The organism is Rhodococcus sp. BH4 (genome assembly GCF_002079265.1).
GTDB lineage: Bacteria > Actinomycetota > Actinomycetes > Mycobacteriales > Mycobacteriaceae > Rhodococcus_F > Rhodococcus_F qingshengii.
In genome coordinates this window covers 900,358-919,040 of sequence record NZ_CP014941.1, presented here as the reverse complement: position 1 = coordinate 919,040, position 18,683 = coordinate 900,358, and the positions used below count along the sequence as shown (strand labels likewise).

The 18,683-nt window shown below is 62.4% G+C and carries 18 protein-coding genes and 1 pseudogene; 11 read left to right on the top strand and 8 right to left on the bottom strand.

Going from position 1 to position 18,683, the window contains the following annotated elements:
- Positions 1-18: 18 nt before the first annotated feature.
- Together A0W34_RS04330 and A0W34_RS04325 are read left to right on the top strand one after the other, a co-directional pair.
- Positions 19-924 (top strand): oxygenase MpaB family protein, encoded by a 906-nt coding sequence (locus tag A0W34_RS04330; protein WP_003945519.1) that lies wholly within the window; start codon positions 19-21, stop codon positions 922-924.
- 484 nt (positions 925-1,408) lie between these two features.
- Positions 1,409-1,735: pseudogene (locus A0W34_RS04325) on the top strand (transglycosylase family protein); the annotation flags it as partial.
- 384 nt (positions 1,736-2,119) lie between these two features.
- Here the strand turns inward: A0W34_RS04325 and A0W34_RS04320 are convergent.
- The 3 genes from A0W34_RS04320 to A0W34_RS04310 are packed head-to-tail and all read right to left on the bottom strand — an operon-like array spanning position 2,120 to position 4,334.
- Positions 2,120-2,611: an NUDIX domain-containing protein gene (locus A0W34_RS04320; RefSeq protein WP_080961083.1), complete on the bottom strand. Its 492-nt coding sequence runs from the start codon at positions 2,609-2,611 to the stop codon at positions 2,120-2,122.
- Between the two features lie 23 nt (positions 2,612-2,634).
- Entirely contained in the window at positions 2,635-4,056 is a 1,422-nt protein-coding gene (locus A0W34_RS04315) for an alpha/beta hydrolase (protein WP_081557374.1), read from the bottom strand.
- A gap of 5 nt (positions 4,057-4,061) precedes the next feature.
- A complete protein-coding gene (locus tag A0W34_RS04310; RefSeq protein WP_003945457.1) occupies positions 4,062-4,334 on the bottom strand; it encodes a DUF2277 domain-containing protein in 273 nt (90 codons plus the stop codon).
- 132 nt (positions 4,335-4,466) lie between these two features.
- Between A0W34_RS04310 and A0W34_RS04305 the strand changes: the two genes are divergently transcribed.
- Positions 4,467-5,345, top strand: coding sequence for a bile acid:sodium symporter family protein (locus A0W34_RS04305; protein ID WP_003945620.1), 879 nt, complete (start codon positions 4,467-4,469; stop codon positions 5,343-5,345).
- Between the two features lie 82 nt (positions 5,346-5,427).
- Complete coding sequence (locus tag A0W34_RS04300) at positions 5,428-6,438, top strand: ABC transporter substrate-binding protein (protein ID WP_063315157.1); 1,011 nt, start codon at positions 5,428-5,430, stop codon at positions 6,436-6,438.
- Between the two features lie 47 nt (positions 6,439-6,485).
- Here A0W34_RS04300 and A0W34_RS04295 read toward each other — a convergent pair whose 3' ends face one another.
- Complete coding sequence (locus tag A0W34_RS04295) at positions 6,486-7,073, bottom strand: TetR/AcrR family transcriptional regulator (RefSeq protein WP_003945528.1); 588 nt, start codon at positions 7,071-7,073, stop codon at positions 6,486-6,488.
- A 96-nt stretch (positions 7,074-7,169) separates the two neighbouring features.
- On the opposite strand from A0W34_RS04295, the gene A0W34_RS04290 reads away from it, so the two are divergent.
- Together A0W34_RS04290 and A0W34_RS04285 are read left to right on the top strand one after the other, a co-directional pair.
- Complete coding sequence (locus A0W34_RS04290) at positions 7,170-8,570, top strand: cytochrome P450 (RefSeq protein WP_007734205.1); 1,401 nt, start codon at positions 7,170-7,172, stop codon at positions 8,568-8,570.
- Between the two features lie 98 nt (positions 8,571-8,668).
- Entirely contained in the window at positions 8,669-8,986 is a 318-nt protein-coding gene (locus tag A0W34_RS04285) for a DUF4333 domain-containing protein (protein WP_232329980.1), read from the top strand.
- A gap of 54 nt (positions 8,987-9,040) precedes the next feature.
- Here the strand turns inward: A0W34_RS04285 and A0W34_RS04280 are convergent, their stop codons facing one another.
- The 4 genes from A0W34_RS04280 to A0W34_RS04265 form a co-directional block, all read right to left on the bottom strand.
- Complete coding sequence (locus A0W34_RS04280; RefSeq protein ID WP_007734192.1) at positions 9,041-10,189, bottom strand: acetyl-CoA C-acetyltransferase; 1,149 nt, start codon at positions 10,187-10,189, stop codon at positions 9,041-9,043.
- A gap of 11 nt (positions 10,190-10,200) precedes the next feature.
- On the bottom strand, positions 10,201-10,872 hold the full coding sequence (locus A0W34_RS04275; protein WP_003945807.1) for a TetR/AcrR family transcriptional regulator: 672 nt from the start codon (positions 10,870-10,872) through the stop codon (positions 10,201-10,203).
- A gap of 76 nt (positions 10,873-10,948) precedes the next feature.
- On the bottom strand, positions 10,949-11,761 hold the full coding sequence (locus A0W34_RS04270; RefSeq protein WP_003945582.1) for an SDR family oxidoreductase: 813 nt from the start codon (positions 11,759-11,761) through the stop codon (positions 10,949-10,951).
- Complete coding sequence (locus A0W34_RS04265; protein WP_007734188.1) at positions 11,761-12,990, bottom strand: acyl-CoA dehydrogenase family protein; 1,230 nt, start codon at positions 12,988-12,990, stop codon at positions 11,761-11,763. Before A0W34_RS04265 ends, A0W34_RS04270 begins: the two co-directional genes overlap by 1 nt.
- A gap of 55 nt (positions 12,991-13,045) precedes the next feature.
- Between A0W34_RS04265 and A0W34_RS04260 the strand changes: the two genes are divergently transcribed.
- Genes A0W34_RS04260 through A0W34_RS04240 form a run of 5 tightly spaced genes read left to right on the top strand, consistent with a single transcriptional unit; the run spans position 13,046 to position 18,627 of the window.
- A complete protein-coding gene (locus tag A0W34_RS04260; RefSeq protein WP_021332413.1) occupies positions 13,046-14,587 on the top strand; it encodes a FadD3 family acyl-CoA ligase in 1,542 nt (513 codons plus the stop codon).
- Positions 14,584-15,456: an enoyl-CoA hydratase gene (locus tag A0W34_RS04255; RefSeq protein ID WP_007734183.1), complete on the top strand. Its 873-nt coding sequence runs from the start codon at positions 14,584-14,586 to the stop codon at positions 15,454-15,456. Before A0W34_RS04260 ends, A0W34_RS04255 begins: the two co-directional genes overlap by 4 nt.
- Positions 15,456-16,616, top strand: a complete 1,161-nt coding sequence (locus A0W34_RS04250) for an acyl-CoA dehydrogenase family protein (RefSeq protein WP_007734181.1) — start codon at positions 15,456-15,458, stop codon at positions 16,614-16,616. The genes A0W34_RS04255 and A0W34_RS04250 overlap by 1 nt, the downstream gene beginning before the upstream one ends.
- Positions 16,613-17,578 (top strand): acyl-CoA dehydrogenase family protein, encoded by a 966-nt coding sequence (locus A0W34_RS04245; RefSeq protein ID WP_007734178.1) that lies wholly within the window; start codon positions 16,613-16,615, stop codon positions 17,576-17,578. Before A0W34_RS04250 ends, A0W34_RS04245 begins: the two co-directional genes overlap by 4 nt.
- Entirely contained in the window at positions 17,575-18,627 is a 1,053-nt protein-coding gene (locus A0W34_RS04240) for an acyl-CoA dehydrogenase family protein (RefSeq protein WP_081557372.1), read from the top strand. The genes A0W34_RS04245 and A0W34_RS04240 overlap by 4 nt, the downstream gene beginning before the upstream one ends.
- Positions 18,628-18,683 lie beyond the last annotated feature (56 nt).

The window sequence follows — 18,683 nt, the reverse complement described above, 5'->3', positions numbered from 1 at the left end:
ACACGCGGAGGAAGATCCATGCCCACTCACTACCTGGATTCGGAAAAGTCCGAGTCGTCGCTTCGCACCGATCAGACACGCATCACCATCACGGCCGAGCGTAGACGGTGGGCACGTAAGCCCGCACACATCACCGACGCACTCGATTTCTGGTCGTTCGCCGGAGCCGCTGCCAACGTCATCCTGCAACTCGGTTGGCCCGAGGTGGCGTACGGCGTCATGGAGAGCAAGGTCGAATCGGGTGCTCTGACAGCGCATCCGTGGAAGCGTGCACGAACCACGACGCAGTACCTGACGGTCGCGATCCTGGGTGACGAGGAAGAGCGAAAGGCTTACCGCGAGGCCGTGAACTCGGTGCACCGACATGTGAAGTCGGATTCAAACAGCCCGGTCAAGTACAACGCCTTCAATCGCGAACTCCAATTATGGGTTGCTGCATGCCTGTTCATCGGTTTCGAAGACAGTCATCAGTTGCTGCACGGCAAGATGTCCGAAGAACAGGCGGAGTCGTTCTACAAGTCCGCGTCAACTTTGGGAACGACGCTGCAGGTCACCGAAGAGATGTGGCCGGCCACACGTGCCGACTTCGAGCGCTACTGGAACCTCGGTTGCGAACGCGTCGTCATCGACGAACGCACCAAGCAGTACCTGATCGACTTGGTCAACCTACAGATGATCGCGTGGCCGATACGCCTGGTGTTCCGAAACTTGTTGCGGTTCCTGACGGTCGGATTCCTTCCACCGATCTACCGCGACCAACTCGATCTCGAGTGGACCGAAGACGACCGCCGCCGGTTCGAACACCTCTTCATTTTCGTGTCGTTCGTCAACAGGTTCATCCCACGCTCCGTTCGTCAGGCCGGCAACACCATTCAGATGCGCGACATTCGCCGCCGGATCAAGGCGAGCAAGAATCTCGTCTGAGCCAGCGGCGCGTTATTCGTTGTCAATTCTGCTGCCCTACAGGTAAATCGGGCCGGTCGGTCGACAACAGATCACGGCTGGACATGGGTTCCAGCACGACTGGAAACCGGGTCGAAAAGCCGACAAACCGGGCTGATTGAGTGTCACATTCGCCGCATATCGACGCCGTCGAGGCACGTTTAAGGTGACTTACATCACATTTTATCTCGTTTATGTAACGCCGGGAGAGGTGGCATATCGCCATGCGACCTGGGAAAACACTCTTTGATGCATTTCTGTTGCACAAACATGTGTCGACACGCCGACCCGTGACCAATCCGTAATCATCTCTTATGGTTGGTGACAGCCCGATCAACCGGGCATTACCGAATCGCCACCGCCCGTCCCACCCCGCGGTTCGGACTCGACAACATTCCTAGTGGTGGGAGCGGAGCTGAGACGGTCACCGTCCTCCGTCGGCGGGACTCGAGAGGATTTACCGAAAATGACCAAGACCACCGTTACCCGTGCACTTGCCTCTGTCGCCGCAGCCGGAGCCCTCGCGGCCGGAGCCCTCGGACTGAGCGCAGGCACCGCATCCGCAGCCACCCACGACTGGTCGGGTGTCGCAGAATGCGAATCTTCGGGCAACTGGGCCGCGAACACCGGAAACGGCTACTACGGCGGACTCCAGTTCAGCCAGAGCACGTGGGAGGCCTACGGCGGAGCGGGCAGCGCCGCCAACGCCAGCCAGGCAGAACAGGTCCGCGTTGCTGAAAACGTCCTTGCCGGTCAGGGCGCCGGCGCGTGGCCGGTGTGCGGACAGTACCTCCGCTGACCCCAGTTCGAGTAGTGCGTCACTGCCCGGTGTTCGTCGAGAATTCGACGGGCCCCGGGCAGCGTCGCACTAGCGACCTTCATGCCCCGCCTGATCCGGCCCCTCCGCCGCTGCTGTTGAAAGACATTACGGCGGTACGTGATCCGTCGGGATGACGCGGAGCGAGCGAGGTGTACCGACTCGCCTTCCGATCACGCATCAGCCCTCGGAGAGCCATCCACAATTTTTGGGCCGCCCTCGCCAACCGGTTGTGAGAACTGACCAGCGCAGCCGTAGAAGCGTACGGGATGGGGTCCTTACGCACGTAGTGCTCCATAACCCCAGCGTAGCCGTGTTTCGATGCCGAAATGTTCGTTTTCAATCGCTACCTCGCATCCCTCACGGCGACCGAACAAATCGATCCGGCGCACTCGATGGCCCATCCTTGACCAGGCGTGCAAACCGGTCGGGTAAATCGCGTGGCCCGAACACTTCTCGACCACTGTGTGACAAGAGACGGTCAACGCTCCACCACTCGAAGTGCTCGACCAGCTCGGCGGCCAGCGCTTCGCGCCCCAACGACCCACAGGGCTCGAATGCGGTCGCCACCGGCACGAGGAAGTAGTCGTTGATCGCACCACCCCAACCCGGCAATATCGCCGGGTCACGGATCTCCTCATGCCACACATGGGTGGCTGCGCCGTAGTCGCGCAAGCCGATCTCCTCGTCCAATTCGCGCGCGAGCGCCTCGGACGGGGTTTCGTCTCCTTCCAAGCCTCCGCCCGGAGGACACCAGACCGTCAGCCCTCCCCCGGGCGCGATGAATCGGTAAAGCAGAAGACGGGACTGGTCGTCAACGACCAACCCCCTGGCCGAATGCCTCAGACGCATGAGTGCCACTGTAAGCCAGCAGGTCAGGCCATAACGGCCAACTCCGGCAGTCCGGCAACCACAACCGCGAGGTTGTATCCCGACATCCGCAGTTCTCCGTTGTCTCCGGTCCTCGCGTACTCCGCATGCCCGAACGCCCGCTCGTGTTTCACTCCATCCGGGGTGATCCCCTCGGCCGTGGACAACCGATGGAACTCGGTGCGCGTCGGATCGCCACCGAAACGGCCGAACCCCGCGATACTGTCGCCTTCCGCTTTCATGACGTAGACGTGCCGGTCGGCGATACCGAGGTCCGACTCCACCTTGGCTCGCACCCCGGGTGAACCGTAGAACACCACGTCGTCGACCGCTGCGCTTGCCCCGCGTTGCAGCGCAAGAGAAGTCGCGAGGGATCCGTAGGAGTGGCCCAACGCGGTGATATGGACTCCGTCGTTGACCGACGCGGCACGAAGACCGTGAAAGAAGCTACCCAATGCGTCGGCGGCTATGCCTGCTTTGGACGATCGACTGACGTCGAAGCTGGCCCGACCGATGTCGAACTTTCCCGGCCCGATCACCTGTGGCGCGTCATATCCGATCCAGGCGATGGTGGCCACGCTTTCCTTTCGGCCGGCCAGTTCGAGCTGCTGCATCGCCTCGGCTCGTAATCGCGTTGCCTCTCCGACCATTCCGCGCATCGAGTCCTTGACGTTGGTGTTCAGTCCGGGAATCGTCACGGAGATGTGATCCGCTGTGTCCGGATCACCGATCGCAATTGCAGCGAAGCCGCGTTCGCCCGAGCGCATGTCCATGAGCAGTAACCGTCGATCAGGTTCGGCGCGAAACAACTCGTCGAGCGCGTCCAGATCCTCGAGTTTGCGTTCGGCGTACCACTGGCCCGCCCCGGTGTTACTCAGTCTGCCGCCGAAGAACTCGCGGTGAAGTTCTTGCGAGATTCGGACTGAATCATCTTGCAGCCGTGCTCGTTCCGATTGAATTCGATCGAGATTGGCCGGGCTGCGAATCACAGCAGGAATGCCGTCGAGGTTGGCGATCAGGCCTGGTGCATGACGCAACATCTGACGCTGCCGATCAGGGCTGAACGCTCGCCACTCCTCCCCCACACGCACAGCTTTGTCACGGAGGTCGGTGCCGACCTGAGACCGCAGAGACAACGCATGATGAAGATCCGCGCTGACCAGCAGTGCCTCACCGATCAGTTCTCGAACTGCGACCTCGAGCAACTGGGCGTGCACGTGGAGCGGGTGACCGTCGGCGATGGGCGCAATGGCAAAGACGGTTCCATCCTGACGAATATGCAAGTCGTCGGCGACGGCCTCTTTGCGCAGCGTATCCAGCCGTCGACGGATGTCGCGAACGCGGTGAGCGACCAGAACGCCTTCCAACCCAGCAGACAGTTGATCCAAGGCTTCGACGTCCCATACGTCGATATCTGTGAGATCCACTCGGGTCAGGACGAACGAGCAGCGATCCGAGCCTGTACTTCCGGGCGACGCAACGGAGGGACGGTCTGAGGTGGCTGTCTGCGAGGCGGCAACGCACTGAGCAGGCGCGTCGTCGTTTCGGTCACCTCACGCACCGCCTGTTCGAAGGCGTCTCGGTTCGCGTCGGACACCTTGGCTATTCCGCTCACCTTACGTACGTATTGGCGAGAGGCCGCTTCGATCTCCTCCGGCGTAGCAGCGGGCTCGAGTCCACGAAGTTCAGTGATGTTTCGGCACATAATTCGACGATAACCCTGCTCACCGACGCCGTCACGGTTCGATACATCAATGTATCCAAACTGCCACGCAGATCCGGGCATCACGGTAGTTTCAGTGAAATTCCCCCAGTGACTGGAAGTAGCCACTAACTCATGGACTCTGCACTCACCTCCGTCGGCCTACCCGCCGCACTCGCCATCATCATGTTCGGCCTCGGGCTTTCCTTGACGGTCGGAGATTTTGCCCGCGTGGCAAAAGCGCCGAAAGCCGTCTCGATTGCCCTGATCTGTCAGTTGTTGTTGCTCCCGGCCGCGGCCTTCGGTCTGGTCACGTTGTTCGACCTCGACCCACTGCTCGCTGTCGGCATGATGCTCCTCGCCGCATCACCGGGCGGCACCACGGCAAACCTGTTCAGCCATCTGTTCCGCGGCGATGTCGCTCTCAATGTGACACTCACTGCGGTCAATTCGGTGATAGCGGTGGTCACCCTTCCGCTCATCACCAACTTCGCGTTGGGCTACTTCGAACCCGAGGACGCGGACGGCACCCTCGGACTGCAGTTCACGAAGGTACTTCAGGTCTTTGCCGTCGTACTGATTCCTGTCGCCCTCGGAATGTGGGTTCGATTGCGCTCGAGCGCCTTTGCCGAGCGCATGGACAAGCCCGTCCGCATCGGATCCGCGGTGGTTCTGGCACTGGTGATCGTCGGAACGGTTGTTTCCGAGCGCGAGAACATCGCGGACTATCTCGTCGACATCGGCGTCGTCGCTGCCTTGTTCTGCCTACTGAGCCTCTCGATCGGTTACGTCGTTCCCCGGATATTCGGCATCGAGGATCGTCAGGCCATCGCCAGTTCCATGGAAATCGGCATCCACAACAGCACGTTGGCGATCACCATCGCCGTCAGTCTCCTCGACAACGTGCAATTGGCAGTGCCGGCCGCGGTGTACGGCGTTCTGATGTTCCCGCTCGCTGCAGCCTTCGGCGCCGCCATCACCCGAAAGTCACGGACCATGGCCGAAATCGACTAATATCAGGCGGTTTTCGATATAGGTGATCTGGTATCGCCAACCCTACGATCGATACGGACTCAGACCGAAGGGTATCGAAAAAATGCTGACCAACACACCTACCGTGCCGGACGAACGCGTCTGGCAAGAGCTAGTCGACGCACTTACCCGTCGCCAATTCGGCATCGGAGCCGGGATGGCAGCAGTCGCAACTATTCTGTCGTCCTGCAGTTCCAGCGACGGTTCAGGGGCCGATGATGACGCTCAAATGCGCACCGTCACCACGCCGTTGGGGACCTACGACATACCTACCAACCCCAAGCGGGTCTTGGCCGTCGACGCCCGAACCGACCTCGAGCTCGCCATTGCCCTGGAACTACCGGTGTTCGGATACAACATCTCGCCCGTCACCAAGTGGGTTCCCGCCGACGGCTCGGCCGAATACCTCAGCGACAAGCCCAATCTGGAGCAGATCCTCGGACTCGCACCCGATCTCATCATCTGCGTCAACGCCGACAACGAGTACTGGCCCGCTGCAAAGCTCCAAGGCATCGCTCCTGTCCTGACGACCGAATCGAAGCAGACGTGGCGGGAGAACCTGACCCAGCTCTCCGATTGGCTGGGCCGAACACCCACCATGGATCGCCTGATCACCGACTATGACGCTCTGATCACCGACATTCGCACTCGACACGCTTCCGCGATCGCGGGCAAAACCGTCGCAAGCTTGTCCTACAGTCCGGACAAGGCCACGATCTACATCGACAGCCTGCCCGTGTCGGAGGAAACGGGAAAGAAGAATCGTCAACCCACCGACATGACGCTCGCCGATATCGGCGGAAGAACATTGAACACAACCGGTTTCGACAATCAGGGACGACTGAGCATCGAAGAGATGGATCGTCTGCAAGGCTGCGACGCGTTCATGGTTTCTGTCACAGACAGCAATGACACCACCTTCGAACAACTCTCGGACACCAAGTTGTGGCAAAGACTTCCGGCTGTGCAGGCCGGGAACGTCACCGTTCTGCAAGGAAGTACGTACTACGGGTCCATCTACACCAACATGTACGTCGCCAAGGGCTGGGACGATCTCTATTCGACGCTCGACTGATCAGACTTGTCCGTGGAAATGCCGGCCGCTCCCGCGCGGTCGGCATTTCACGTTTCGAGGTCGATGCCCAACGCTCCGGAGAGGGTCCGCAGACAGATCACTCTCAACTCTTCCTGCGGTATGGAAGGTTGATCGAGCCAGTCGAGGCAGACAGCTCGGACGAACGCGATCCATCCCCGAACTGCAACGGCAGCGAGCTGTCTTCTTTCGCCCTCGAATCCCAGTGCATCGAGGATTCGAATCTGCTGCTGTTCGAGTTCGCGCTCGACAATCGCCCGGATACCGGCCTCGGCCGAGAGCGTCCCGACGTTGATGGCGCGCACTCCCCTGCTGTGCGACTTCACGTACGCGAAGTAGGCGTCCAACCCGGCTGCCACCTGTTCGCGCACCGGTAGCGTCGCATCGGGTGCGGTCACCTCGAGCAGGTGCTGCGATTCGCGCTCGACGATTGCGGCGAAGAAGTCTCGCTTGGTCGGAAAATAGTGGTACATCAACCCGCGCGAGACGCCCGCAATCTCGGCGACCTCTTCGATCCACACATCCTCGTACGAGCGATCGGCAAAAAGTTGCGCGCCGATGTCGAGCAACTGCGTGCGCCGCTGCTCTCGGTCCAGGCGTTTTCGTGGTGCGACCATAGGCAAGTCAGATTACTACTTGACACCGATTCAGTAAGGCGTACTTTGCGTACTAGACATCAATTCAGTAAGCGATCTCACCCCGGGGGACACACAATGAGCGTCGACACCACTCCAGAGGCGACGACCGATGCTCGGATACCGCATCCGGCGTGGCGCCTGCCGGTCCTCGGGGACGTTCTCGGGATCAATATCCGGACACCGCTGCAGAACTCCGTGAGCATCGGCCGCGAACTCGGCCCGATCTTCGAGAGAAATGTCCTGGGAAATCGCTTCGTCTTCGCCTCGGGCGCGGACATGGTGGCAGAACTGTCCGACGAGTCCCGGTTCGCGAAGCACCTTGCACCTGGAGTCAAAGCACTCCGCGGAATCGGCGGCGACGGCCTGTTCACGGCGTACAACCACGAACCCAACTGGGGCAAGGCGCACAATCTCCTGGCACCGGCGTTCAGCCAGACTGCGATGCGCTCGTACCACCGCACCATGCTCGACGTGGCCGGCGAGTTGGTCGACCATTGGGACAGTCGTGAAAGTGACTCCCCCATCGACGTCTCCGCAGACATGACCAAGCTGACGCTGGAGACCATCGGACGCACTGGATTCAGCTACTCGTTCGACTCCTTCGAACGTGAAGAACAGCATCCGTTCGTCAAGGCAATGGTCGGCGCACTCTCCCATTCGCAGCGCACGACGTTCCTGAAGTCGACCGCCCTCGGGCGAGTGCTCGCACGTCGCGCCGATCAACGTGACGAGGTCCGCAAGGCGTACATGGCCGAGGTTGTGGACGAAGTGATCCGTGCCCGGCGGACAAGTACCGAACCGGGGCCCGAAGATCTTCTCGAACTGATGCTGCGGGCGGCACGCGAGAACGATCCCAACCGTATCGACGAACTGAACATCCGCCATCAGGTCGTGACCTTCCTCGTCGCCGGACACGAAACGACCTCCGGCGCATTGTCGTTCGCGCTGTACTACCTGTCACGAAACCCTGACGTGCTGGCCAAGGCGCAAGCCGAGGTCGACAAGGTATGGGAGGGCGAGGAGCCCGCCTTCGAGAAGATCGCGAAACTTCGATACGTACGACGCGTCCTCGACGAATCATTGCGTCTGTGGCCGACCGCTCCCGCCTACGGGCGCGCGGCGCTCGAAGACACGACGCTCGTCGGCAAGTATCCGATGAAGAAGGGCGATTGGATGCTCGTGCTCATCCCCTCACTTCATCGTGATCCGGTGTGGGGCAACGATCCCGAGGCGTTCGATCCGGATCGCTTCCTGCCCGCCAACATCAAAGCCAGGCCGGCGCACGTGTACAAGCCGTTCGGAACCGGTGAACGCGCCTGCATCGGAAGACAATTCGCTATTCACGAAGCGGTCCTCGTGTTGGGCACCATCTTGCAGAAATACACGATCGAGGCCGATCCGGACTACGAGTTGAAGGTAGCCGAACGGCTCACCCTGATGCCCGAAGGCTTCAACTTGACGGTCCGCCGACGCTGACCTCGCAAAACTGCGTCGCGCAACTCGGTTGAAACAGTCCCGAATGCGGTAATCCCTGAGGTGGCAGCAGCGAGCACCGGCGCACCCTGGGAGTTCACATGACAAAGAGGCCTGCAGTGGGAATCGTCTTACTCTCGGCGGCATTGGCCACGGGAGCTTGCTCGGCAAGCGTCGGGACGCCGCAAGTGGACAAGTCCGAAGTCGCAAGTCAGATCTCCACTCAACTAGCCGAGAAGATCGGCGAGCCACCCGACGACGTGACGTGTCCGGAGAACCTCGACGCCGAAGTCGGCGCATCGATCACGTGCGTCCTGACCGAGCAGGGCACCGAATACGACGTCACAGCTACCGTGACCAGCGTTGACGGTGAAAGTGCGAACTTCGACATCAAGGTCGCGGATGCGCCGAACAACTAACTGCTGTGCGCCTTTATTAACCGCCGGCGGTTAATAAAGGCGCACAGCAAGGCGTCAGAGACGCTCGATAATCGTCGCGTTCGCGGTGCCGCCACCTTCACAGATGGTCAGCAGGCCGTAACGACCGCCGGTGCGCTCGAGTTCGTTGAGCAGGGTTGCCATCAGCTTGGTGCCGGTCGCGCCGAGCGGGTGACCGAGTGCGATCGCGCCGCCGTTGACGTTGACCTTGGCCGGATCTGCGCCGATTTCCTTGATCCAGGCCAGGACGACCGGGGCAAAAGCTTCGTTGATCTCGACGATGTCGATGTCGTCGATGCTCAGGCCGGCCTTCGCGAGAGCATGCTTCGTGGCCGGGATCGGCGCACTGAGCATGAAGATCGGGTCGTCGCCGCGTGCGCTGAGGTGATGAATCCGGGCGCGGGGCTTGAGGTTGTACTTCTCCACCGCTTCCGCCGACGCCAGCAGCAGCGCACTCGCACCGTCGGAGATCTGGCTGGCCACTGCTGCGGTCATGCGTCCGTCTTCGACGAGAACCTTGAGCGTCGCCATCTTCTCGAGGCTGGTCTCGCGGGGTCCTTCGTCGACGGTCGCGTCACCCATGGCGACGATCTCGTTGTCGAAGCGACCTGCGGCGATTGCAGCCTTGGCGCGCTCATGGCTCTGCAGGGCCCACTTCTCGAGCTCTTCGCGGCTGATGTCCCACTTCTCGGCGATCATTTCGGCGCCCTTGAACTGCGAGACCTCCTGGTCACCGTAGCGCTCGGTCCAACCGACCGAACCCGAAGTCGGCGTGTCGAATCCGTACTGCTGACCGACGATCATCGCTGCCGAGATCGGAATCTGGCTCATGTTCTGAACGCCGCCGGCAACGATCAGATCCGCGGTGCCCGACAGGATGGCCTGAGCGCCGAAGTGCACTGCCTGCTGGCTCGAACCACACTGACGGTCGACGGTCACCCCGGGAACGTGCTCCGGGAATCCCGCTGCGAGCCAGGACATACGGGCGATGTTGCCGGCCTGGCCGCCGATGGCGTCGACGCAACCGAAGATCACGTCGTCGACGTCACTGGGGTCGATACCGGTGCGCTCGACCAGTGCCTTGACGACGTGCGCACCGAGATCGATGGGGTGCACGCCGGACAGCGCGCCGCCCCTCTTGCCGATCGGTGTGCGAATGGCGTCGACGATGTAAACCTCGGACATAGCGTTAGCTCCTAGTTTCGTTGTGCAGCAATAGTTCTTGAAGTTGATTCAGCAATAGCGTCTGAAGTTGTGGCCGGATCGGAGAGCCCGTCGAGCACGATCGCGAGATATTGAGCCGCGACGGCGTGAGCCGAGAGGGATCCACCAGGGCGGTACCAGCGAACCGCGACCCACACGGTGTCGCGCATGAAGCGGAAGACCAATTCGACGTCGATGTCGGAGCGGAAGGTCCCGTCCGCGACGCCGGCTTCGAGGACGCCGACCCACAGGTCCCGGAATTCGGTGTTGCGCTCGGCCAGGTAAGCGAAGCGCTCGTTCCCGACGAGGTGCTTGACCTCGTCCTGGTAGATCGCCACAGCCGAATGTGAGGCGTCGATGGCCTCGTACGACGTCACGACCAGTGCTTCGAGCGTCGCGCGACTGTCCAACCCCGCCGCGACGATCTCGCGGTATTTTCCGAAGAGTTCGTCGAGGAACTGGTGCAGGATCTCGTCGACCATCGACTCCTTGGAATCGAAATGGTGATACAGGCTGCCGGACAGGATCCCGGCGGCGTCGGCGATGTCGCGGACGGTCGTCGCGCGCACTCCGCGATCGGCGAAGAGCCCCGCCGCGATCTCGAGCAGCTCGTCGCGGCGCCCGGACTTGCCGTTTGATTCGTCGGAATTTCGAGGTGGCGTCATGTATTCAATCCTATCCAGGGCCTTCCCCTGTGCGCGGTCAGCGAGTCCAGGGGCTCCTTAACCGCGCACGGGGACGCTAGGCCCTCTGCGAAGAAACGGAGACGATCTCGCCGGTCATGTAGGTGGAGTAATCGCTGGCGAGCATCGCGATGACCGTTGCGATCTCCCAGACCTCCGCGGCGCGGCCGTAGGCCTCACCGGAAGCCAACTGGTCGAGCAGTTCCTCACTGGTGACCTTCGCCAGGAACGCGTGACGCGCAATGGAAGGCGAGACCGCGTTGATACGGACTCCGTACTCCGCTGCTTCGATGGCGCTGCACCGAGTCAGCGCCATGACGCCGGCCTTGGCTGCGGCGTAGTGCGCCTGGGAATGCTGCGCGCGCCAACCGAGAACGGACGCGTTGTTCACCAGAACACCGCCGTGGGGAACGCTCTTGAAGTACCGCAGGGCGGCGCGCGTCGAACGGAAGGTGCTGTTGAGTGTGATGTCGAGAACGCGATCCCACTGATCGTCCGTCATGTCGACGACGGGAGTTTCACCGCCAAGGCCCGCGTTGTTGACGACGATGTCGATACGTCCCAACTTCTCGGCGGCGCCGACGAACAACGCGTCGACCTGCTCGGTGCTCGATACATCGCAGATGATCGATTCGACCTGCTGACCGGGGAATTCGGCCTTCAGCTTCTCCACCGTCTCGCCGAGTCGACGCTCGTGGAAGTCGGAGACGAGAACGTCGCCGCCCTCGAGAAGCACCCTGCGCGCAGTGGAGAAACCGATGCCGGTTCCGGCTGCGGCGGTGATGATCGCCTTCTTGCCCGCGAGCAGTCCGTGGCCCGGGGTTTCCTCCGGCGCAACGGAAAGCGGGGACGCGGCTTTGGTGTCAGACATTAACGGGCCTCTCGGGGAAGACCGAGCACGCGCTCGGAAATGATGTTGCGCTGAATTTCGTTGGAGCCGCCGTAAATCGTGTCGGCGCGGGTGAAGAGGAAGAGGCGTTGCCATTCGTCGAGCTCGAGGTGCTCGGGATCGGTGATGTCCGAGGCATTGCCTTCGGAATCCGCCCACGGTGCAACCAACGACGACGCACCCTGCACGTCCATCGCCAGCTGTCCCAGATCACGATGCCAGTTGGCCCACAACAGTTTTGCGACGGACGCTTCTCCGCCACCGGTTCCGGCGTCGACCGCGTCGAGAGTGCGCATCGCGTGGGCGCGCATCACGCGCAGTCCGACCCACGCGCGGGCGATCTTTTCGCGAATGTGCGGATCCTGGTCACTGCCATTGGCTTTCGCCAGGTCGACGACGCCTTGGAGCTCGCGGGCAAATCCGATCTGCTGTCCGAGCGTCGATACACCGCGCTCGAAGGTGAGCAGCCCCATCGCGATCTTCCAGCCCTCGCCGGGTTCCCCGACCACCAGATCGGCATCGGTGACGGCGTCGTCGAAGAAGACCTCGTTGAACTCCGATGTGCCGGTGAGCTGCTGAATGGGCCGAACTGTCACACCGGGCTGATCCAACGGGACAAGCAGGAAGCTCAACCCCTGGTGACGCTTGGAGCCCACCTCGGTGCGGCAGACCACGAAGCACCACTGCGCGACGTGAGCCAGTGAGGTCCACACCTTCTGGCCGTTGATGATCCACTTGCCGTCTTCGAGGCGTGCGGTCGTGGAGACGTTCGCGAGGTCGGAACCGGCGCCGGGCTCGGAGTAGCCCTGCGACCACAGTTCACTGACCGTGTTGATGCCAGGAAGGAATCGGCGCTTCTGCTCGTCGGTGCCGTACGCGATCAGCGTCGGGCCGAGCAGCTCTTCACCGATGTGGCTGACGCGAGCGGGCGCACCGGCCTTCGCGTACTCCTGATGGAAGATGACCTGCTGGGAGATGCTTGCTCCCCGCCCGCCGAACTCCTTCGGCCACCCGAGGCACGTCCACCCCGACGCTGCGAGGTGCTTGTCCCACTCGAGTCGTTGCTCGAAGAACTCGTGCTCACTGCCGGGGCCGCCCTTACCCTTGAGCTGGGCGAATTTGCCCGTCAAGTTCTCGGCCAACCACTGCGCGACCGTGGCCGCAAACTCGTCGTCCGTCATCTGCCCGTCCGGGCTCTCGCTCTGGTCCACATATGTAAGATAACCTACCAAGCACTTGCTAGGTAGCGTGTCAGGTAGGAGTCCAGTGACCGAACAACCGAGAACCATCCCATCAGCCCTCATCCGGGCCGCCGAGGAGTTCGGTGAGCGCGCGGCTATCGCCGATGGCGACACCCGACTGACCTTCGCACAGCTGCATCAGCGCGTCCGCGATTTCGCCGGCGCACTGATCAACCGTGGGGTAAAGGCAGGCGACCGCGTCGTCATCTGGGCGCCCAACACGTACCACTGGGTGATCGCCCTGCTCGGCGCTCAGTACGCCGGCGCAGCCATCATCCCGATCAACACGCGCTACACCGGCACCGAAGCACTCGACATCATCGAGCGCGTCGACGCAGCTGCCCTGGTGGTCGTCGGCACGTTCCTCAAGGCCGATCGGTACCAGCAGTTGCTCGACGCCAATCCGGACCTGAGGATCCCCACCGTCATCCAGGTACCGATCGACGGGGACGACGACCGTGACGGCGTCATCGAGTTCGAGGACTTCCTCGCGCTCGCCACCGACGCCGCCCGCACCGAAGCCGACGCGCGTGCTGCGAAGGTGCAGCCAGACGACGTCAGCGACATCCTCTTCACCTCCGGCACCACGGGGCGCAGCAAGGGTGCGATCACCGCGCATCGTCAGTCCATCGCTGTCGCCAAGTCGTGGGGTGAATGCGCCGAGGTCACCGCCGACGACAACTTCCTCATCATCAGCCCGTTCTTCCACACCTTCGGGTACAAGGCCGGAATCCTGGTCTGCCTGTTGAACGGTGCGACGATCGTGCCGGTGTCCGTCTTCAACATCGACGACACCCTCGCATTGGTCAGCAGCGAGAAGATCAGCATCCTGCCTGGCGCCCCGACGATCTACCAGACCATCCTCGATCATCCCCGCCGCAGCGAATACGACCTGTCCTCGCTCCGCATCGCGATCACGGGCGCAGCACCCGTGCCGGTTGCCCTCGTCGAGCGCATGCAAGCAGAGCTTTTCGACGCCGTCCTCACGGCATACGGTTTGACCGAGGCAGTGGTTGCGACCATGTGCCGCACCGACGACGACCCGGTCACCGTCTCCACCAGTTCCGGCCGCGCGACAGCCGATTTCGAGGTCAAGATCGGCGACCAAGGCGAGATCCTGCTTCGCGGACCGAACGTCATGCTCGGGTACCTCGACGACCCGGAATCCACCGCCAAGGCAATCGACGTCGACGGCTGGCTGCACACCGGAGACGTCGGAACCCTCGACGAGCGCGGATATCTCGACATCACCGACCGTCTGAAAGACATGTACGTCAGCGGCGGATTCAACGTCTACCCCGCCGAGATCGAGGGCATGTTGGCTCGCCTGCCCGGCGTCCACGAGTCTGCTGCCATCGGCATCCCCGATCACCGGATGGGAGAGGTGGGCCGCGTCTACATCGCCCAACTCGACGGTGCCGGCCTCACCGAAGAGTCGGTAATCGCCTTCCTCAAGGAGAAGATCGCAGGCTTCAAGGTGCCCCGCGAGGTGCGCTTCGTAGATCACCTGCCCCGTAACCCTTCGGGCAAGGTCCTCAAAACGGTTCTGCGCGAGGAACAATCATGACCGTTCCCTTCGAAGCCGACGTCGTGACCTACGAGGTTCGTGACTCGGTCGCCGTCGTGACCTTGAATCGACCCGACTACCGCAACGCCCAGAACTCGGTGGTCACGTACGCCCTCGACGCGGCATTCCAGCGCGCCGTCGAAGACGACGAGGTGAAGGTGATCGTCCTGGCAGGCAACGGACCTCACTTCAGTGCCGGTCACGACCTGGGAACTCCGGGACGCGACCATCACGTCGAGTACGAGAACAAGGCCACCATGTGGTGGGATCACGTCGACAAGCCAGGCGGTGACCAGCGTTTCGCCCGCGAGATGGAGGTCTACCTGGGCATGTGCCGCCGTTGGCGGGAGATCCCCAAGCCCACCATCGCGATGGTGCAAGGCGCCTGCATTGCCGGCGGGCTCATGCTCGCCTGGGTCTGCGACATGATCGTCGCGGCCGACGACGCCTTCTTCTCCGATCCCGTTGTCCGCATGGGCATCCCCGGCGTCGAATACTTCGCGCACCCGTGGATGGTCGGTTCACGATTCGCCAAGGAAATGCTCTTCACCGGCGATAGGTTCACCGCGCAACGTGCATACGAAATCGGCATGGTGAACCGCGTCGTCGCCCGCAAGCATCTCGAGAAGGAGACGTTCGAGCTCGCCGGACGTATCGCCGAGATGCCGCGCTTCGGACTGGCTTTGACCAAGAAGGCCGTCAATCAGTGCGAGGATCAGATGGGGATGCGCAACGGCATCGACTCCGTCTTCGGTCTGCATCACTTCGCTCACGCTCACAACGCCGAAGTCGGCAAAGACTCGCTTGGTGGACTCGACGCCAAAGCTATGGCTGCCAGTGCTCGCGCACCGCAGGAAGGAACAAACTAGTGGATCTCGTATTCGACGACGCCACAACCGCATTCCGTGACGAGGTTCGCTCGTTCCTGGAAGCGAATGTGCCCGCAACTCCCCTGAAGTCGATGGATACCGCCGAAGGCTTCGAAGAGCACCGTCAGTGGGAGCACACTCTCGCCGACGCCGGCTACGCCGTCGTCTCCTGGCCCAAGGAACTCGGCGGACGCGATGCATCCCTGCTCGAATGGGTCATCTTCGAGGAGGAGTACTACCGCTCGGGGGCGCCCGGCCGCGTCAGCCAGAACGGCATCTTCTTGTTGGCTCCCACACTGTTCGAGCATGCAAATGCCGAGCAGTTGGCTCGCATCATGCCACGCATGGCTCGTGCCGACGACATCTGGGCCCAGGCCTGGTCCGAGCCCGAATCCGGTTCCGACCTCGCTAGCCTGCGTTCGAGTGCGAAGAAGGTCGACGGCGGCTGGCTGCTCAACGGGCAGAAGACGTGGAGCTCGCGTGCCAGCTACGCCGACTGGGGCTTCGGCTTGTTCCGCTCCGATCCGGATGCGCAGCGCCACAAGGGCATCACGTATTTCATGTTCGACCTCCGGTCGAAGGGTGTCACCGTTCGCCCGATCGATCAGCTCGACGGTGAGCCCGGCTTCGCCGAGATCTTCCTCGAAGACGTCTTCGTTCCGGACGACCCGGCCAACCCAGGTGAGTCGGGTGTGATCGGAAACGTCAACGAAGGTTGGCGCGTCGCGATGAGCACCGCGAGCAACGAGCGTGGTCTCTCGCTGCGCAGCCCCGGCCGCTTCCTCGCCACCGTCGACCGCCTGCTCGAGCTGTACAAGTCCAGCGGACGCACCGACGACAGCGCTCTGCGCAACCAGGTCGCCGACGCCTGGATCGGCGCTCGCGCTTACCAACTCAACACATTCGGCACCGTCACCCGTCTGGCCGACGGTGGACAGCTCGGCGCCGAGTCCTCGATCAACAAGGTCTTCTGGTCCGAGTGGGATATCGCCACCCACGAGACTGCTCTCGAACTTCAGGGCCCTGAAGCCGAGTTGGCCGACAACTGGATGGACGGATACCTGTTCTCCCTGTCCGGCCCGATCTACGCAGGCACCAACGAGATTCAGAAAAACGTCATCGCTGAGCGTCTGCTCGGCCTACCGAAGGCGGACCGATGAGATTCGCGCTCGACTCCTCCCACCAGGACTTCGCTGCAAGCATCGATGCACTGCTGACCAAGTCCGACATGCCCGCCGTCATCCGTTCGTGGAACGACGGTGACACCGAGCCGGGCAAGAAGCTCTGGCAGCGCCTCGCCGAGACCGGCGTCAACGGTCTCGTCATCTCCGAAGAGCACGACGGACTCGGCGCCGACGCCGTCGACCTGGTCGTTGCGCTCGAACAGCTCGGTCGGCACGCAGTACCCGGACCGGTCGTCGAAACGATCGCCGTGGCGCCGACGCTCCTGGCTTCCGTTGCACCGGAACGTCTCTCTGCTCTCGCCGAGGGTTCGCTGGCAACCGTCGCAGCTCCCCCGCGCACACCGTTCGCGCTCGACGCCGATGCGGTGGATCTGGTTCTGCTAGCGCAGGACGGTGCCGTATCACTCGGCGTCCCTGGCGAAGCCAAGGCATCAGTGGATCTCTCCCGCAAGCTCTACGAGGTTTCAGCCGGCGAATCGCTGGGCTCCGCCGACTTCTCGGCCGCCTTCGACATGGGCGCTCTTGCCACTGCCGCGCAGTTGCAGGGCCTGGGCCAGACACTGCTCGAGGTCACCACCGAATACGCGAAGCAGCGCAAGCAGTTCGGCAAGGTCATCGGACAGTTCCAGGCCATGAAGCACCACCTGGCCGAGGTTGCCGTCTCCCTCGAGATGGCTCGCCCCCTGCTGCACGGCGCCGCACTGTCGGTTCGCGATCAGTCGGCCGACGCCTCGCGTGACATCTCTGCGGCCAAGGTCGCGTGCGGGGATGCTGCGTACAAGGCCGCTCGCGTCGGACTCCAGGTTCACGGCGCCATCGGCTACACGATGGAACACGATCTCTCCTTGTGGCTCACCAAGGTACGGGCGCTGCTCACCGCGTGGGGCACACCGTCCGAGCATCGCGCACGCGTCGTCGAAGCGCTGGTTGCATCATGAGCATCGACACCGAAGACCAGGCAGCATTGCGCGCATCGGTACGCGATCTCCTGAGCAAGCATTCCGACTCCGCTGCCGTCCGCGCCGCCATCACCACAGAGATCGGCTACGACGCCGCTTTGTGGAGCAAGCTGTGCGAGCAGATCGGCGTCGCCGCGTTGGCGATTCCGGAGGAGTTCGACGGCGTCGGAGCAGGTTTGGGCGAAGTACACGTGGTCCAGGAGGAATTGGGCCGCACGCTGACCCCGTCACCGATGCTGGGTTCGGCGATTCTTGCCGCACAGGCACTGCTGCTTTCCGGTGACAACGACGCATGCTCGCGACTGCTGCCCGGTGTCGCGTCCGGCGAGAGCACGCTCGCTCTGTGCTGGGCAGGTGCCGCGGGTTGGAGCACCTTCGGCGTCGAGGCAACCGAAGACGCGTTGACCGGCACGGCGTCGTACGTCCTCGACGGACACGTCGCAGACACCCTGCTCGTTCTCACGGCCGACGGGTTCTACGAAGTGGATCCAGCGACCGAAGGCGTCTCCCGCCGACGCGTCCCCACCATGGATCCGACGCGAACGCTGGCGGAGGTCACGTTCTCCGGTGTTCGTGGTCGGCCACTGGAGTGGTCCGAAGATCTGGTCGATCGGATCCGAACCGTCGTTCTGATCGCCTTGTCTGCTGAACAGGTCGGAGCGGCAGCAGCGATCGTCGAACAGACCGTGGAATACACCAAGTCGCGCAAGCAGTTCGGTCGCGCGATCGGTTCTTTCCAAGCCCTCAAGCACCGGATGGCCGACATGTACACGTTGGTCGAGACGGCGAGGTCGATGACGTACGCCGCCGTGGCGACGCAGTCGGCGGACGACGCGGCAGTGGCGAAGGTCTACTGCTCGGAAGCCTTGCAGCAGATCACCTCCGAAGCAGTTCAGCTGCACGGCGGAATCGCGATCACCTGGGAGCACGACGCTCAGCTGTACTTCAAGCGTGCACACGGCAGCGCTCAGCTTTTCGGTCAGCCGAGCACCTACCTGCCGAGCCTCGCGCAGGCAGCGGGCCTCTAGGAGACGTCGGTGCTTGTTCGCTCGGGATTGCGAGCGAACAAGCACCACTGGTGCCC

Coding starts and splice junctions, on each gene's coding strand:
- A0W34_RS04330 (WP_003945519.1), top strand. CDS start 19: ATGCCCACTCACTACCTGGATTCGGAAAAGTCCGAGTCGTCGCTTCGC.
- A0W34_RS04320 (WP_080961083.1), bottom strand. CDS start 2,611: ATGCGTCTGAGGCATTCGGCCAGGGGGTTGGTCGTTGACGACCAGTCC.
- A0W34_RS04310 (WP_003945457.1), bottom strand. CDS start 4,334: ATGTGCCGAAACATCACTGAACTTCGTGGACTCGAGCCCGCTGCTACG.
- A0W34_RS04305 (WP_003945620.1), top strand. CDS start 4,467: ATGGACTCTGCACTCACCTCCGTCGGCCTACCCGCCGCACTCGCCATC.
- A0W34_RS04300 (WP_063315157.1), top strand. CDS start 5,428: ATGCTGACCAACACACCTACCGTGCCGGACGAACGCGTCTGGCAAGAG.
- A0W34_RS04295 (WP_003945528.1), bottom strand. CDS start 7,073: ATGGTCGCACCACGAAAACGCCTGGACCGAGAGCAGCGGCGCACGCAG.
- A0W34_RS04290 (WP_007734205.1), top strand. CDS start 7,170: ATGAGCGTCGACACCACTCCAGAGGCGACGACCGATGCTCGGATACCG.
- A0W34_RS04285 (WP_232329980.1), top strand. CDS start 8,669: ATGACAAAGAGGCCTGCAGTGGGAATCGTCTTACTCTCGGCGGCATTG.
- A0W34_RS04280 (WP_007734192.1), bottom strand. CDS start 10,189: ATGTCCGAGGTTTACATCGTCGACGCCATTCGCACACCGATCGGCAAG.
- A0W34_RS04275 (WP_003945807.1), bottom strand. CDS start 10,872: ATGACGCCACCTCGAAATTCCGACGAATCAAACGGCAAGTCCGGGCGC.
- A0W34_RS04270 (WP_003945582.1), bottom strand. CDS start 11,761: ATGTCTGACACCAAAGCCGCGTCCCCGCTTTCCGTTGCGCCGGAGGAA.
- A0W34_RS04255 (WP_007734183.1), top strand. CDS start 14,584: ATGACCGTTCCCTTCGAAGCCGACGTCGTGACCTACGAGGTTCGTGAC.
- A0W34_RS04245 (WP_007734178.1), top strand. CDS start 16,613: ATGAGATTCGCGCTCGACTCCTCCCACCAGGACTTCGCTGCAAGCATC.
- A0W34_RS04240 (WP_081557372.1), top strand. CDS start 17,575: ATGAGCATCGACACCGAAGACCAGGCAGCATTGCGCGCATCGGTACGC.